Annotated in this window: 12 protein-coding genes; 7 read left to right on the top strand and 5 right to left on the bottom strand. The window is 72.2% G+C overall.

Annotation, left to right across the window (positions count from 1 at the left end; translation table 11 throughout):
* Positions 1-248: 248 nt before the first annotated feature.
* The 4 genes from CFT82_RS10700 to CFT82_RS10685 all read left to right on the top strand — a co-directional run bounded on the left by CFT82_RS10700 (position 249) and on the right by CFT82_RS10685 (position 5,410).
* Positions 249-2,168 (top strand): hypothetical protein, encoded by a 1,920-nt coding sequence (locus CFT82_RS10700; protein ID WP_088819139.1) that lies wholly within the window; start codon positions 249-251, stop codon positions 2,166-2,168.
* A 13-nt stretch (positions 2,169-2,181) separates the two neighbouring features.
* The gene (locus CFT82_RS10695; RefSeq protein ID WP_234994419.1) at positions 2,182-2,829 is read left to right on the top strand and encodes an ABC transporter ATP-binding protein; all 648 of its coding nucleotides are present in this window, start codon (positions 2,182-2,184) and stop codon (positions 2,827-2,829) included.
* Between the two features lie 166 nt (positions 2,830-2,995).
* The gene (locus CFT82_RS10690; protein ID WP_234994417.1) at positions 2,996-3,802 is read left to right on the top strand and encodes a PIG-L deacetylase family protein; all 807 of its coding nucleotides are present in this window, start codon (positions 2,996-2,998) and stop codon (positions 3,800-3,802) included.
* 36 nt (positions 3,803-3,838) lie between these two features.
* The gene (locus tag CFT82_RS10685; protein WP_234994415.1) at positions 3,839-5,410 is read left to right on the top strand and encodes a N5-glutamine methyltransferase family protein; all 1,572 of its coding nucleotides are present in this window, start codon (positions 3,839-3,841) and stop codon (positions 5,408-5,410) included.
* A 3-nt stretch (positions 5,411-5,413) separates the two neighbouring features.
* Here CFT82_RS10685 and CFT82_RS10680 read toward each other — a convergent pair whose 3' ends face one another.
* Positions 5,414-5,989, bottom strand: coding sequence for a dihydrofolate reductase family protein (locus tag CFT82_RS10680; protein ID WP_088819134.1), 576 nt, complete (start codon positions 5,987-5,989; stop codon positions 5,414-5,416).
* Between the two features lie 160 nt (positions 5,990-6,149).
* On the opposite strand from CFT82_RS10680, the gene CFT82_RS10675 reads away from it, so the two are divergent.
* Entirely contained in the window at positions 6,150-6,452 is a 303-nt protein-coding gene (locus CFT82_RS10675; RefSeq protein WP_159461909.1) for a putative quinol monooxygenase, read from the top strand.
* A 36-nt stretch (positions 6,453-6,488) separates the two neighbouring features.
* Here the strand turns inward: CFT82_RS10675 and CFT82_RS10670 are convergent, their stop codons facing one another.
* Positions 6,489-6,722, bottom strand: a complete 234-nt coding sequence (locus tag CFT82_RS10670) for a hypothetical protein (RefSeq protein WP_088819131.1) — start codon at positions 6,720-6,722, stop codon at positions 6,489-6,491.
* A gap of 492 nt (positions 6,723-7,214) precedes the next feature.
* Here CFT82_RS10670 and topA point away from each other — a divergent pair, with 492 nt between their 5' ends.
* Complete coding sequence (topA, locus tag CFT82_RS10665) at positions 7,215-10,079, top strand: type I DNA topoisomerase (protein WP_088819129.1); 2,865 nt, start codon at positions 7,215-7,217, stop codon at positions 10,077-10,079.
* Between the two features lie 39 nt (positions 10,080-10,118).
* Here topA and CFT82_RS10660 read toward each other — a convergent pair whose 3' ends face one another.
* Together CFT82_RS10660 and CFT82_RS10655 are read right to left on the bottom strand one after the other, a co-directional pair.
* Entirely contained in the window at positions 10,119-10,961 is an 843-nt protein-coding gene (locus CFT82_RS10660; protein WP_088819127.1) for a hypothetical protein, read from the bottom strand.
* 46 nt (positions 10,962-11,007) lie between these two features.
* Positions 11,008-12,567, bottom strand: coding sequence for an alkaline phosphatase D family protein (locus CFT82_RS10655; protein ID WP_088819126.1), 1,560 nt, complete (start codon positions 12,565-12,567; stop codon positions 11,008-11,010).
* A 177-nt stretch (positions 12,568-12,744) separates the two neighbouring features.
* On the opposite strand from CFT82_RS10655, the gene CFT82_RS10650 reads away from it, so the two are divergent.
* Positions 12,745-13,551, top strand: coding sequence for a MerR family transcriptional regulator (locus CFT82_RS10650; protein ID WP_088819124.1), 807 nt, complete (start codon positions 12,745-12,747; stop codon positions 13,549-13,551).
* A gap of 281 nt (positions 13,552-13,832) precedes the next feature.
* Here CFT82_RS10650 and CFT82_RS10645 read toward each other — a convergent pair whose 3' ends face one another.
* On the bottom strand, positions 13,833-14,741 hold the full coding sequence (locus CFT82_RS10645) for a TPM domain-containing protein (RefSeq protein ID WP_088819123.1): 909 nt from the start codon (positions 14,739-14,741) through the stop codon (positions 13,833-13,835).
* Between the last annotated feature and the right edge of the window lie 50 nt (positions 14,742-14,791).

Here is a 14,791-nt window from a genome sequence, read left to right as displayed (position 1 = left end):
GACGGTAGGGGTGCGCGGGCGGGGGCGCGGCTGCTTCCCGTGGGGGTGGCATCCATGCGGCGCAGATGGTTGCAGGACGGGCCCGGCGACAAACATCTGCGCCGCACAGATGCGCCGGGCGGTGCCCGGGGAGGACTGCGGAGAGGGTGCTGGTGCATCGGTGTGGCGGGGACGGCTGCCTGCCCGGTTGGGGCATCCTGTGGCGAGCCAAGGTGGCGTTGGGGTGGGGAGAGAGGGGGCAGGGATTCATGTACCGAGTGGTGACGGCGGTGGCGGGGGTTCTCGTCGCGATCTTGGCCTGCCTGATGGCCTGGATGGTGACCGATCTGCACGACCGCACCTTCCCGGTGGCCGTGGGTGCCTCCGACCGGGTGCGACTGGACTTCGCCCAGTCTCAGATCGCCGAGAAGGACCAAGTTCGCCAGGTGACCGAGGCGGATGCGGCAGGGGGCTGGGGGCTCGTCCGCGTCCTCCCGGACCCCGAGGGCGAGCGTGGGGCGCAGGTGTTCGTCCCGCTGAACGGCGACCTCCCGCTCGACGCCGTCCCGACCTTCGGGAGCCAGCCCGACGGCCGGGTCGCTGGCCCGAACCACCTGGCCAACAGCCCGTCCGGCGGTGAGTACCTCGTGCAGAACGGCGACGCCCGGGCCGAGGTGCTTGCCTGGGCGCAGTCCCGGGGAATCCACGTGGTCTGGTCCGACGACACCGTGGCTCAGAACCTCCAGTACCTGTGGCGCCAGCCCACCTTCCTCACGGTCTGCGTGGCTCTCTCCCTGCTGGCCGCGGCCGTGGTGCTCCTGTGGTTCGCGGTGCGCTCCCGGGGGCGTGGGCTGCGAGTGCTGGCAGGGGCCTCCACCGCTCGTGTGAACCGGGAGGACCTCGCACGCCTGGCCCTGTGGAGCGTCCTGCCCGGAGCCCTGGCGATCGTGCTGCTGGGTGTGGTCGTCGCCGTGACGAAGGGAGCCCAGTTCGCCCCCTACGCGGTGGGGATGGCCTGCGTCTTCTGGGGTGTGGTGATGGTGGCGATGGCGGTGGCGGCCGCGCTGACCGCAGGCCTCACTCGCCCGGACCCCGGCCGCATCGCGCGCCGAGAGCACCCGCTGGCCCTGCTGCGCCGTCCGGCCACCCTCCTCATGGCGTCCTCGCTCGTGCTCGTGATGCTGACCCTGCCCGGCGCGGTCACCACCCTGCGCCACGCGGAGTCCGCTGCCGATCAGCAGGCCTTCTGGTACCAACTGGAGGACGAGGTGCGGGTCCGTTTCGCGGTCGGGGGCGAGGGGGACTTCCAGGACGCCATGCCTGCCTTCGGGCGGGTGGTGGCTGACGCGGAAGCCGACGGAGAGGCGGCCATGTCGTACGCCCTGCCGGGTGAGGAGTACGGCCTGGACGAGCACAGCCGTGTGGAGCTCGCGAACGACCGCTGGCGTGATCTCGTCCGGGCGAACGACCCGTCCGCGGCGTGGTCCGAGGAGGCGGGGATCCCGGCGTCCGTCGAGCGACGTCTCGAGCCCGATCTCGACCTCTGGACCGACGGGGCGGTCCCGCCGGGGGAGGCGACTGGTCGATTCGCGGTGACCTCCCCCTCCGGCGGTGTGCCCGTCCTCGAGGCCGGGAGCGGTGACCTCGAGCACCCCGACCGGGTGGTCAGCCTCGAAGCCGGCCCGGTCAGCGAGACCTACAACGCGAACTTCCTCATCTCCGTGGCCTCCAGCGGCAACCTCCTCTTCCACGATGTCGACACCACCGGCCAGCGGCTGAGGGATGCTGGGCTCCCCGCCGGGGTCCAGGTCATCCGAGTGGCCGAGGACGGCATCCTGCGGGCGGAGATGAGCCGCTACCTGGTGGTCCTGAACCTGGCCGCGGTGGCGGCACTGGGCGCGGCGCTGCTGATCTCCAGCGCGCTGTCCGCGGTGATCGCGGCCCTGCTGGCGGCCCGCCGTGATCATGTGCTCCAGGTGCGCGGCCGCTCCCCGTGGGCGATCGCTCTGGCGCGCTCGCTGCCCGGGTGGGTGGTGACAGCCGGCGTGATCGGCGTGGCCGTCCTCCTCAATCGTGAGGCCTGGCTGGTCCCCGTCATCGCCGGCGCAGTCTGTGCCGCCCTCCTGCCCCTGGTGCACCACCGGGCCGTGGCCTGGGTCTTCTCGCGCTCCCTGCAGCGCGCCGTCTGAACGAGGTGAGTTGATGATCGAAGCGCGACAGCTGACGGTGGACGTCTCGGGGCGTCGCCCCTTCGAGCCGTTGGACGCCCTGGCCCGGCCGGGTGAGGTGACGGCGCTGGTGGGCCCCAGCGGCTCGGGCAAGACGACGGCCCTGCACGCCATGGGGCTGCTGCTCACCCCTGCCTCGGGTGTCGTCCTCGTCGACGGTCAGGACACGAGCAGCTGGAGCCCCCGCCAGCGTCGGCGCTTCTGGGCGGAGCGGGCGGCCTTCATCCTGCAGGACAGCGGGGTGATGGATGAGGAGACGGTGGGCTTCAACGTGACCGTGGCGATGTCCTGGTGGGGGCGGCGGGTCGCGGGTGACCTCTCCCGGATGCGCGCGGCGCTGAGCGCGACGGGGCTCGAAGGGCGGGAGAAGGAACCTGCCGCGCACCTCAGTGGTGGGGAGAAGCAGCGCTTGGCCCTGGCCCGGGCCATCTACGCGCGGGCGGATGTCATCTTCGCGGACGAGCCGACGGCGTCGCTGGACGCGGGGAACCGGGAGGTTGTGACGGGCCTGCTGCAGGAGCGGGCAGCCGACGGCGCGGCCGTCGTCGTGGCCACCCACGACGAGAGCCTCATGCGGGCGGCCGACCAGTGCGTGGAGGTGCGCCCGACCGCGCCGCAGTGACTGCCCACCCGCGCCCTCCCGCCCCGCGCCCTCCGCCAATTTGGGCACCTGAGCACTGCGGTTCGCCGGTTTCCTCGGCGTGTCGCGTCAAGACGGGGGGTGTCAGGTGCGCAAATTGCCAAGGAGGTGGGGCGCCAGGCACCCCGGCAGTGAGACAATGCGGGACGTGACACCCACCTCCGCGCCGCTGACCGTCGTCTTCCTGCACGCCCACCCGGACGACGAGGCCTCGCAGACCGCCGGCACCATGCGGATGCTCGCCGACGCCGGTCACCGGGTGGTCGTCGTGTACGCCACCAACGGCGACCACGGCTTCTGCCCGGACGACCTCGCGCCGGGGGAGACGCTCGTCGACCGCCGCCGCTCCGAGGCCGAGGCCTCCGCCCGGGTGACTGGCACGCAGGCCGTGCACTGGCTGGGCTACGCCGACTCCGGCATGACCGGCTGGGAGCAGAACGGTGCGGAGACCTCCTTCCACGGCGCCGACACCCTCGAGGCCGCCCGCGCCCTGGCGGGGGTCCTCGACGCCGAGGGGGCCGACGTGCTGGTCACCTACGACTGGCACGGCGGCTACGGCCACCCCGACCACATCAAGGCCCACCGGGTCGCCCACGCCGCGGTCGAGCTCGCCGCCCGTCGTCCGCGCCTGCTGGAGGCCAGCATGAACCGCGACGCCGTGCGCCGTGCCTTCGAGGAGGCCCGGGCCGCCGGCATGCCTGGCATGGACCCCGACGCCCCGATGGACGACGGCAACCCGCTGGGCACCCCGGAGGCCGAGCTGCACTGGCACGTCGACGTGCGCCCGGTCCTCGACGTGAAGCGCCGCGCCCTGGAGTGCCACGCCAGCCAGGTCAGCGACGTGGGGATGATGCTGGCCCTCCCCGAGGAGGCGTTCGGCGCCTGGCTCGGGCACGAGCACTACGCCGAGCCGGGCCGCGCGCCGGGCATGGTGAGCGCTCCCTGGTGGGAGTGACGGCGGGGAACCGACCCGGGCTGGGAGACTGGCCCCGTGAGCTCCTCGACGCAGCCCGGCCAGCCCGCCCCGTCCACCACCAGCGTGCCGCCGCCCCGCCTGGTGGCCGCCGACGGCACCGACCTGGCCCCGCAGGTCGCGGCCCTGCGCGCCGACCTGACCGCGGCCGGCTACACGATCGACGGCATCCGCGCGTGCCTCGGCGAGGTGGCCTCCGACGCCCTGGAGCGCGAGCAGTCCCTGCCGGCGGACCTGGCCACCCGGGGTCGCCGCGAGCCGGTCGCGCTCCTCACCCGCCTGCTCGGGCTCGGCCTGCCGCTGACCGTCGAGGAGCTCGCCACGGCCCTGCCCACGCTCGGGGCCGAGGGCGCGCTGGCGCTCGGCATCGTGCGCGTCGAGGGCGACACCTACCGCGCTGCCGTCGACCTGCGCCCCCACGCCACGGAACACGACTCCTGGTGGGTGGTCTCCGACCTGCCGGAGCTGCAGGCCGGCGGTGGGCCCCTGCCCGAGGACCACGTGCTCGGCATCGGCGGGGCGAGCGTCACCCTGGCGGCGTGGACCCCCCGGCCCGAGGTGGCGCGCGCGTTGGACATCGGCACCGGATGCGGGGTGCAGGCGTTGCACCTGACGCACCACGCCCAGCGCGTGGTGGCCACAGACATCTCCGAGCGGGCGCTGGAGTTCGCGCGCTTCACGTGCGCGCTGAACGGGGTGGAGCTGGACCTGCGGCACGGGTCGCTCACCGAGCCGGTCGCGGGCGAGGAGTTCGACCTCATCGTGAGCAACCCGCCGTTCGTCATCACCCCGCGCACCAAGGGGGTGCCGGTGTACGAGTACCGCGACGGTGGGGTGGAGGCCGACGGCATCACGTCCGGGCTGATCGGGCAGGTGGCCGCGCTGCTGGCTCCCGGGGGCATGGCGCAGATGCTGGGCAACTGGGAGATCGGGCCCGATGAGGACTGGCGCGACCGGGTGCGGCCGTGGCTGGCGGGGCTCGGCGTGGACGCGTGGGTGGTGCTGCGCGAGGTGCAGGACCCCGCCGAGTACGCCGAGACCTGGGCCCGCGACGGCGGCCACACCCCGGGGGACGGCCAGTACGAGGCCATGTACGGCGCGTGGTTGGACGACTTCGCGGCGCGCGGCACGGCATCGATCGGGTTCGGGGTGATCACCCTGCATCGGCCCGAGGTCGAGCGGGAGCCGTGGATCGCGCTGGACGAGGCGCGCGGGCAGGTGGACGCCGCGATGGGGCCGCACGTTCTGGCCGGCGTGCGGGCGCGGACCTGGCTGGCGGAGCACTCCGACGACGAGCTGTTGGACATCGCGTGGCAGTACGCCGATGACGTGACGCAGGAGCGCTACTACGCCCACCCGGGCGATCCGGACCCGCAGGTGGTGCTGATCCGGCAGGGCGGTGGGCTGCGGCGGGCGTTCCAGGTGGACACGGTCACCGCGGGGCTGGTGGGCGTGTGCGACGGCGACCTGACGGCGCGCCAGGGGCTGGCCGGCATCGCGGTGTTGACCGAGGCCGACCAGAGCGACCTGGCCCGACAGGTGCTGCCGGTGCTGCGGGACCTGGTGGCCGACGGGCTGCTGGTGCGCTGAGGGTCAGCCCCGAGGTTCGGGTCCGACCACGGCGAAGCGCATGGCCGTGAACTGGCCGTCGCGCTCCAGGGCCTCGCGCCGCAGCCGCAGGCGCCGTGGAAGCAGTGGTTTGCCGGCGCCGAGTGTGACGGGCACCTGGTGCACCCACACGGTGTCGAGCAGCCCCGCATCGGCGAACTGCCCCGCGAGGTCACCGCCGCCCATCACCCACACGCCCTTGTCGCCGGCCGCCTCCACCAGCTGGGGGTGCAGCTCGGTGACGTCGCCGCTGGCGCGCGTCACCCCATCGATGGGGGTGATGTCGCGGTGGGTCATCAGCCAGGTGGGGTGGGAGTACGGCCAGGTGAACTCAGCGCCGTCCTGGGTGAGTTCGCGCTCAAGCCAGGCGTAGGTGGAGGCGCCCAGCACGATGGCGCCCACGCCCTCGAAGAAGCGATCGAAGCCGAGCGAGTCGCCGTCACCGTGGCGGCCGCCCGGGTCGTCGGCGTGCCCGGGGGTGTTGAACAGCCACGAGAGGCTCTCGGCGTCGTCGGCGATGAACCCGTCCAGGCTGGTGGCGGTGCAGTAGATGGTGGCCATGGGCCCACCCTGCCGGGATCCACCGACAACCAGGCGTGGTGCTGGCTGATTGGCGTCACCTTGCCATGTCCACCCCTGGCAGTTACTACCCTTGAGGTGCACGCGCACGATGTTCACATGTGGTCCTCGAAGGGGGACTCGCGATCATCCAGGAGGAAGCATGAGCGCGATCGTCGTGGCCGGGTGGATGCGGGTGGACCCCGCCCGCCGGGGGGATCTGGTCGAGGGGCACCGCTACGTCATGGAGTTGGCGCGGCAGGAACCTGCCTGCATAGATTTCGTGGTCTCGGCTGACCCGGTGGACGACTCCCGGGTCTGTCTGCTGGAGATCTGGGACGACCGGGCGGCCTTGGAGGCGTTTCGGGCCCGGCCGTTTCCCGAGGGGCGCACTGCACCGCCGGAACCGGACGAGATCTCTGTGCGCGAGTACCTCGCCGACGAGGTGCGCACTCTGGCCGACTAGCCGTCCCCGCCCCGGGCCTCCGTCCCGCACACCGGGTCAAGCCGTGAGCTCCAGAGGCAGGACGAACAGGGTGCCGTCCCCCGCGCGAGCCACGTGGTCCTCCGCGCTCTGGCGGCTGGAGTAGGCCACCCTGCCCCAGCAGGTCGCGGGTTCGCCAGACATCACGACGAACACTTGGTGGTCCTGGGGGTCGGCGTCCCTGATCCAGGGGGCGTCCGTGAACCAGGACTCGGTGCCGGGAAAGGGCGGCGGGCGGCTCACCATCTCCACGGCGGTGTCCTGCGATGGGGTGGCTCCCAGACGAACTCCCTCTCGCCGTGGACTTCGTCGGCGTACACCAGGAAGACCTGTGGGGTGGCGTCCCTCCTGAACCATGAGAGCACCAGGTTCTTGACACTGGGCGCGCGACGCTCCCTCCCGCGGGTCATGGTCAGCAGCGTAGTGCCGCAGGATCCGCCCGCCTCGCAAGGCGTCCTGCGCCGATGGTTACCAGTTTCACCCCAAAGTGGTCACTATCCGACCCGGGCCCCTCACGCCCCCGCAACTCCGGGGCATCACGTGCCCAAATGGCCGCGACACGCCGGGTGGCACGGCAATCCTGGGGCGTTACGTGCCCAAATTGCCACAGGGCCAAGGGCGCCGCCCCAGCACGGCCCCCTCGCGGCTACTACCGCCGGTCGTGGGCTACGGTGACGCCCGTCGGCCCGGGCGCCGCAGAGCGCTGACGATTCCAGCGCACGTCCGGTCGGCAGAAGGAGTGCCATGTCCCAGGCAGCCAAGGGCAGCAAGCTCGTCATCGTCGAGTCGCCCACCAAGGTGAAGTCCATCGGCCAGTACCTCGGTGACGAGTACCGCGTCGAGGCCTCGGTTGGCCACATCCGCGACCTGCCGACCCCGTCCGAGCTCCCGACGGACATGAAGAAGGGCCCCTACGGCAAGTTCGCCGTGGACGTGGAGAACGGCTTCGACCCCTACTACGTGGTGGACGCCGACAAGAAGAAGAAGGTCACCGAGCTGCGCCGCGCGCTCAAGGAGGCCGACGAGCTCTACCTGGCCACCGACGAGGACCGCGAGGGCGAGGCGATCGCCTGGCACCTGCTGCAGGCGCTCAAGCCCAAAGTGCCGGTCAAGCGCATGGTCTTCCACGAGATCACCAAGGACGCCATCCAGCACGCGGTGAACACCACCCGCGACCTCGACGACCGCATGGTCGACGCCCAGGAGTCGCGCCGCATCCTCGACCGCCTCTACGGCTACGAGGTCTCCCCGGTGCTCTGGCGCAAGGTGAAGCAGGGCCTCTCCGCCGGCCGCGTGCAGTCCGTGGCCACCCGCCTGGTGGTGGAGCGCGAGCGCGCCCGCATGGCCTTCCGCGTGGCCTCCTACTGGGACGTCGAGGCCACCCTCGCCCCGCAGGCCGGCGCCACCGACGCCGGGCAGTCCTTCGTGGCCCGCCTGCACAGCGTCGACGGGATGCGCGTGGCCACCGGCCGCGACTTCACCGACGCTGGCGAGCTCAAGAAGGCCGCCGAGGTGGTGCACCTGCGCCAGGCCGACGCCGAGTCCGTCGCCACCGCGACCGCCCGCGCCGAGGTCGCCGTCGCCGACGTGTCGGAGAAGCCGTACACGCGCCGCCCGGCCGCCCCCTTCATCACCTCCACGCTCCAGCAGGAGGCCAGCCGCAAGCTGCGCCTGGGCTCGAAGGACGCGATGCGGGTGGCGCAGCGGCTGTACGAGAACGGCTACATCACCTACATGCGTACCGACTCGACGACACTCTCGCAGTCGGCCATCACCGCGGCCCGCCAGCAGGCCCGCGACCTGTACGGCGCCGAGTACGTGCCGGACTCCCCGCGCCACTACGGCACGAAGGCCAAGGGGGCGCAGGAGGCCCACGAGGCGATCCGCCCGGCCGGTGAGACCTTCCGCACCCCGGCCCAGCTGGCCGGCGAGCTGCGGGGCAGCGAGTACGCGCTCTACGAGCTCATCTGGAAGCGCACCGTGGCCTCGCAGATGGCCGACGCGAAGGGCTCCACGGCGACAGTCCGCATCGACGCCGAGCTCGAGGGTGCCGAGGTGGGCGGGAAGCCGGCCCGCAAGGCCGAGTACACGGCCTCGGGCACGGTCATCACCTTCCGCGGCTTCCTGGCGGCCTACGAGGAGGGCCGCGACGCCGAGCGCTACGCCGAAGAGGCCTCCGCGGGGGCGGCCAAGGGCAAGGGCTCCAAGGAGACCCGCCTGCCCAAGGTGCACGCCGGGCAGGTGCTCGACGCCGACCCGGTCGAGGCCCGCGGGCACGAGACCTCCCCGCCGCCGCGCTACACCGAGGCCACGCTGGTCAAGGCGCTGGAGGAGAAGGGGATCGGTCGTCCGTCCACCTATGCGGCGACGGTCGGCACCATCCAGGACCGCGGTTACGTGCGCACCCAGGGCAACGCGCTGGTGCCCACCTGGCTCGCCTTCGCGGTGACCAACCTGCTCGAGAAGCACTTCCCGACGCTGGTGGACTACGACTTCACCGCGCAGATGGAGGAGGGGCTCGACGCCATCGCCGCCGGGGAGGAGGAGCGCGTGGCCTGGCTGCAGCGCTTCTACTTCGGGGACGAGGCCACGAGCACCGCCGGCCTGCGCGATCTCGTGGAGGACCTCGGCGAGATCGACGCCAAGGGCGTCTCCACCATCGACATCGGCGACGGGATCGTCGTGCGGGTGGGCCGCTACGGGCCGTACGTGGAGGAGGTCGCCCCGGCCGGGACCGACCCGGCGACCGGGGAGGTCCCCGCGGGCGCCGAGCCGCTCACCACCGAAGGCACCGCGCCGGGCGAGGAGCCGAAGCCGCTGCGGGCCAGCATCAGCGACGACATCGCCCCCGACGAGCTGACCCCGGCGATGGCGCGGGAGTTCCTCGCCGAGGCGGCGTCGGACGGGCGGGTGCTGGGGCAGGACCCGGAGACTGGTCGCGACATCGTGGCCAAGACCGGGCGCTACGGCCCGTACGTCTCGGAGGTGTTCACCGACGAGGACGTCGCGCGCTTCGAGGCCGAGGGCAAGAAGGTCAGCGGGCGCGGCAAGGACGTGGTGAAGCCGCGGACCGGCTCGCTGCTCAGCGGCATGGACGTGCGCTCGGTGACGCTGGAGGACGCGCTGAAGATCCTCTCCCTGCCGCGCGTGGTGGGGAAGGACCCGGAGACCGGCACCGAGATCACCGCCCAGAACGGGCGCTACGGGCCGTACCTCAAGAAGGGCACGGACTCGCGCTCGCTGGCCAGCGAGGACCAGATCTTCGAGATCACCCTCGAGGAGGCGCTGAAGATCTACTCCGAGCCGAAGCGGCGCGGGCGCAGCGCGGCCAACCCGCCCATCGCGGAGTTCGCCGAGGACCCGGTCTCCGGCAAGAAGGTCGTCATCAAGGACGGGCGCTTCGGCCCGTACATCACCGACGGCGAGACGAACGTGACCGTGCCGCGGGCCATGCGGCCGGAGGACGTCTCGGAGCTGCAGGCCTTCGAGCTGCTGGCCCAGAAGCGCGCCGAGGGGCCGAAGAAGAAGCCGGTCCGCAAGGCGGCGCCGAAGAAGCCGGCGTCCACCACGAAGCGCACCGTGAAGGCCGGGACCCGCAAGAGGTCCTGACGCGGCCCGGCGCCCGTAGGACACCGGACCGCCCGAGGCTCAGCCCAGTTCGAACAGCCCGATGGCGTCCCAGGCGACCCATCCGCCCTCGGCCAGGGTGAGTTCCAGGGTCGGTGCGGCGGCGGATAGCGCGGTCGCAGGCAGCTCGAGTTCCAGCTCGACGGGGTGCAGCGGGCTGTCCTCGACCGTCGCGTCGCCTGTGCGGGACCCCTTGGTGGCGCCCTTCGGCAGATCGAATGCGTGGCTCCAGTCGCCGATCTGAGCCTCGAGGCGGCCGCCCAGGCGCGTGGTGTCGATGCCCCACAGGGCGAGTGCCGGACGCGCCGGTGCGCTCTCGACGGCCGGGGTCCAGCGCAGGGAGTAGGCGCGGGAGCCGGCCCACCGGTCCCCCGGGCCCGGCAGCAGGTAGGGCAGCTGGGCCGTGCCGTCCTGCGGCCCGAGGGTGATGACGCCGTCGGGGTGGGCGGTGGGGATCTTCTTGTACCCGGCCGGTGCGAAGCGCAGCTCGAGGCTCTTCCGGTCGAACGACCCGAGTGTGGCCACCGGACGGCCGGTGGTCACCGAGCGCGTCGAGGTGGCCCGGGCCGGTGCCGAGGGGCGGGAGCGCTGGCCGGCGGCGTCCACGGTGACCACCACGTAGGTCCACGCCTGACCCGCAGGGTTCAGACGGTCGTGGGTGAAGCGGGGGTAGATGGTGCGCGCGACGAGCGTGTCCTCGCCGGGATGGCGGAGGAACCGGTGGGTGACCTGGTCGGTGGGCAAGGCGTGCACGCGGTGGTGGTCCACCGGGGTGGACCAGTCTTGCGGGGTCCAGTGCAGCTCGATGCGCATCAGGCTGCCGGTGGCGCGCAGGTCGGTGACAGGGGCGGGGCGACGGAGCACGAGGGTCCTCTCGGTCGGGCGGAGCAGGATGTCGGGGTGGGCCGGCTCAAGCCGGCAGCAGGCGGCGGGAACCGGCGGGAGTGCGGAACCGGAACGCGACCTCGCGTGGAGCGGTGTCGTCCGCCTCGACCCACGGCACCACCACGAAGGTCGAGGTCGCCTCGCTCGGGGTCAGCGTCACGTGGACGTAGCCACGGCGGGCGTCCATTGCCTTGACGTACGGGTGCTGTGTCCAGTCCGGGTGCCCACCGGCGTGACCGTCGCCGTCCGAGCCGATGGAGGTGCAGATGAGCTCCACCGCCACCGGATCGCTCTCGCCCGGGGGTGCCGAGGCGTCGGCCCACAGCTCGGCCGCGGCGTGGTGGTGGATGTCGCCGGTGAGAACCACCGGGTCGGAGGTGCGGGCGAGCTGGTCCAGGAGCCGACGGCGGGCAGCGGGGAAACCGTCCCACTGGTCCACGCGATCGTCGGTCACCGGCACCACGGCCACGCCGTTGGCCAGGACGTTCCACTGTGCAGCCGAGCTGGAGAGCCGCTCAGCGAGCCAGTCCTCCTGGGGGCGTCCCAGCAGCGTGCGACCCGGGTCGTCCGCCTCGGAGAGGTCCTGCGGCACCGGGTCGCGGTACTGACGGCTGTCGAGCACCGAGAGCCGCGCCAGGGCCCCGATGTCGAAGCTGTGGTGGATATGGCTGTGCGGCCCGCGCGGCAGGGCCTCTGCGCCCAGGGGCAGGTTCTCGTAATACGCGCGGTAGGCCACGGCACGGCGATGGAGAAAGTCCTCCGGCGAGACCCCGTACTGGGACTGGGAGTTGGCGTAGTTGTTCTCCACCTCGTGGTCGTCCCAGGTGAACACCATCGGTGCACGAGCGTGAGCGGCCTGCAGGTGCGGGTCGGTCTTGAACAGGGAGTAGCGCAGGCGGTACTGGGCCAGGGTCTCCACGGGGCGGGCGTGCTCCGGTCCGAGCTCCACCCCCTGGCGCAGCAGGTTGTCGCCGGAACGGATGCCGTATTCGTAGATGTAGTCCCCGGTGAAGACCGTGAGGTCGAGCTCCGGCTCGGCGGCCAGGTGCTTCCAGGCGGTGAAGTGGCCGTGATACCAGGCCTGGCAGGAGGCCACGCCCATGGCGAAGGAGTCGACCGCGGCACCGGGGGCGGGCAGGGTCCGGAAGGTGCCGACGGTGCTCATAGAGCGGCCCGCGCGGAAGCGGTAGAAGTACCGGGTCGCTGGCTCGAGGCCCTTCACCTGGGGGTGCACGGAGTGGGCGAGCTCGGGCTGCGCAAGGGCGTTTCCGCGCTGCACGACGTCGCGGAAACCCTCGTCGCGGGCCACCTCCCAGCGGACGGAGACGGGCTGCGAGGGCATGCCCCCGTGGCCGTCCTCCGCCAGCGGTTCCGGGGCCAGCCGGGTCCACAGCACCATGCCGTCGCTCGAGGGTGCTCCGGAGGCGACTCCGAGGCCGAAGAGGTCCTCGCGGGGCGGCGGGGTCGCTCCGGCGGGCTCCGGTGACGAGATCCCTAGGGCGATGGTGGTTCCGGACAGGCCGGCCAGCGTCAGCAGCGTGCGGCGCGAGACGGTCCTGGCGGTGGTGGACCCCACGTGGTGCATCACGGTCCCTTCCTCGGTGAACTGGTGGTGTGTTGAGGCATAACATCGCGTTGTGATGTCAGGAAGGTGTCAAAGGGGTTTCTGCCAGATGAATCTTGAGGATCATGTGCGGGCTGGCGACCTGCCCGTCGGGTGCATGCTTGACCCTGACGCGACGTGAGGCGGTGCAGTGGTGCCATGACCGAACAGGACGACCTGACCGTCGGCCAGGTGGCCGAGATCCTCGGGGCGACGGTGCGCACGCTGCACCACTACGAGGCGGTGGGCGTGGCCGGAGCCTCGCACCGCTCGTGGGCCGGCTACCGGCTCTACACCCCGGAGGACCTCGCCCGTCTGGAGCGCGTGGTCTTCCTGCGACGCCTGGGCCTCTCCCTGGAGGAGATCGCGCAGGTGGAGCAGGAGGGTGACGCGGTGACCCGGCTGCGGGAGCGTCGTGAGGCGGTCATGCACCAGGTCGAGGAGCTCACCGGGCTGCTCGACGCCATCGACACGGCACTGGAGGCCGAGATGACCACGCAGCACGACCCCACCGAGAACACCAACCCGTACCGCATCAGCCGCGCCGAGCAGCGCGAGATCTTCGGCGACTCCTTCGCCGCCGACCTCGACGACTACGAGGCCGAGGCCCAGCAGCGCTGGGGCGACAGCCCCGTCTGGGAGCAGTCCCGGCAGCGGACCGCGCAGTACGACAAGGCGCAGTGGGAGCAGGTCAAGGCCGAGTCCGACCAGCTGCTCGCCGACCTGGCCGCCGCGATGCAGGCCGGTGAGCCCGCCACCTCGGAGCGGGCGATGGACGCCGCCGAGGCCCACCGCCAGCACGTGATCCGCTGGTTCTACGACTGCACGCCGGCCATCCATCGTGGCCTGGGCGAGCTGTACGTCACCGACGAGCGGTTCCGCCGCACCTACGAGGAGGTCGCGCCGGGGCTCGCACAGTACGCCTGCGACGCCCACGCGGCCAACGCCGACCGCCAGGGGGCCTGAGGCGCCCGGGCGGGTTCCCCTGCCGGCCCAGCACACACCTGAGGGACCTGGGCCGGTTCTCCTGCCGCCCCGCACACAGAGGTTCTGCAGGAGTCAGATATCGCCTGATAGGTCGACCGTTCCGCAGGCACGTGCCAGCGGAACGGTCGACCCATCACCTGATAGATGACCCCTCTGCGACGGATGCCTCAGCCCGCTGAGCCCGCGCTGCCCGGTCCGCCCGCGCCGGGCGGACCGGCGGACCGGGCACAGCAGGCCCCTGTCTGCCGGCCGGCCGCGCCTCAGTAGCTGCCGCTGGCCCCGCCGCCGGTGAAGCCACCGCCACCACCGAACGAGGTGGTGCTGGTGGTCGTGGAGGCCGGGTCCACCGCGCCGTACTGGGTGGGGGCGGCGGCGTAGAGCGGCAGCCACGCGGCGTAGGTGAGTGGCACCCCGCCCGGGAGCGGCTGGCCCTGGTGCTCCTTGCGGTACCGGTGGAAGGCCTCGAGCTCCTCCTCGTCGGGCTCGGGCAGCTCCGGGTCCTGGGCCCGTGCCTCGGCGATGAGCTGCTGCGTCAGCTCCTTCTCCTTCGCCTCGTTCGCCGCGGCCCGGCGGGCGCTACGCACCCCGAAGAAGGCCAGCAACCCCAGCGCGAGGGAGGCCAGCGCCCCGCCCACCCAGGCGGCCACCTTCTCCCCGGTGCTCATCGCGTAGGGGTTCTCGTCCCGGGCCAGGGCGTAGAGATCGTCGACGCCCTCGGTGTAGCCGCCGGCCACGTCCTCGTCGCCGAAGCGCCCGGTCATGACGTCCACGACCTGCTCGGCCTCGTCGTCCGAGACGTGCTCCCGGGCCCCGTCGGCCACCTCGATGCGGACCTCCCGCTCCTCGGCGGCCTGGAGCACGAGCACGCCGTTGTCCTTCCCGGACTCGCCGACGCCCCACTCGGTGGCCACGCGCCGCGAGTAGTCCTCGAGCTCCTCACCCTCCAGCGAGGGGACGGTGAGCACCGCCACGCGCGCGTTCTCCGTCGACTCGTTGCCGGCGTCGATGCGCTCGGCGACCTGCTGCTCCTCCTCGTCGGTGAGCACGTCGGCCAGATCGGCCACGTTCCCCGACTCCGGCGGCTCCGGGACGTCCAGCGCTGCAGCGGGCAGGGCCCCGGCAACGGCCAGGAGCGTGGTCACGGTCATCGTGCGTCGGGTTCCCCTCATGGCCGCACCGTACGTGGGGCCAGGCGCTCGCCTCCTCCGACCTCTGGTCA

This window comes from Kytococcus aerolatus (genome assembly GCF_900187395.1).
GTDB classification, from domain to species: domain Bacteria; phylum Actinomycetota; class Actinomycetes; order Actinomycetales; family Dermatophilaceae; genus Kytococcus; species Kytococcus aerolatus.
This window is presented reverse-complemented; position numbering and strand designations above follow the sequence as displayed.

Excerpts from the sequence above, each read along its gene's own strand:
- CFT82_RS10700 (WP_088819139.1), top strand. The coding sequence starts at position 249 with ATGTACCGAGTGGTGACGGCGGTGGCGGGGGTTCTCGTCGCGATCTTG.
- CFT82_RS10645 (WP_088819123.1), bottom strand. The coding sequence starts at position 14,741 with ATGAGGGGAACCCGACGCACGATGACCGTGACCACGCTCCTGGCCGTT.
- CFT82_RS10650 (WP_088819124.1), top strand. The coding sequence starts at position 12,745 with ATGACCGAACAGGACGACCTGACCGTCGGCCAGGTGGCCGAGATCCTC.
- CFT82_RS10675 (WP_159461909.1), top strand. The coding sequence starts at position 6,150 with ATGAGCGCGATCGTCGTGGCCGGGTGGATGCGGGTGGACCCCGCCCGC.
- CFT82_RS10680 (WP_088819134.1), bottom strand. The coding sequence starts at position 5,989 with ATGGCCACCATCTACTGCACCGCCACCAGCCTGGACGGGTTCATCGCC.
- CFT82_RS10655 (WP_088819126.1), bottom strand. The coding sequence starts at position 12,567 with ATGCACCACGTGGGGTCCACCACCGCCAGGACCGTCTCGCGCCGCACG.
- CFT82_RS10695 (WP_234994419.1), top strand. The coding sequence starts at position 2,182 with ATGATCGAAGCGCGACAGCTGACGGTGGACGTCTCGGGGCGTCGCCCC.
- topA (WP_088819129.1), top strand. The coding sequence starts at position 7,215 with ATGTCCCAGGCAGCCAAGGGCAGCAAGCTCGTCATCGTCGAGTCGCCC.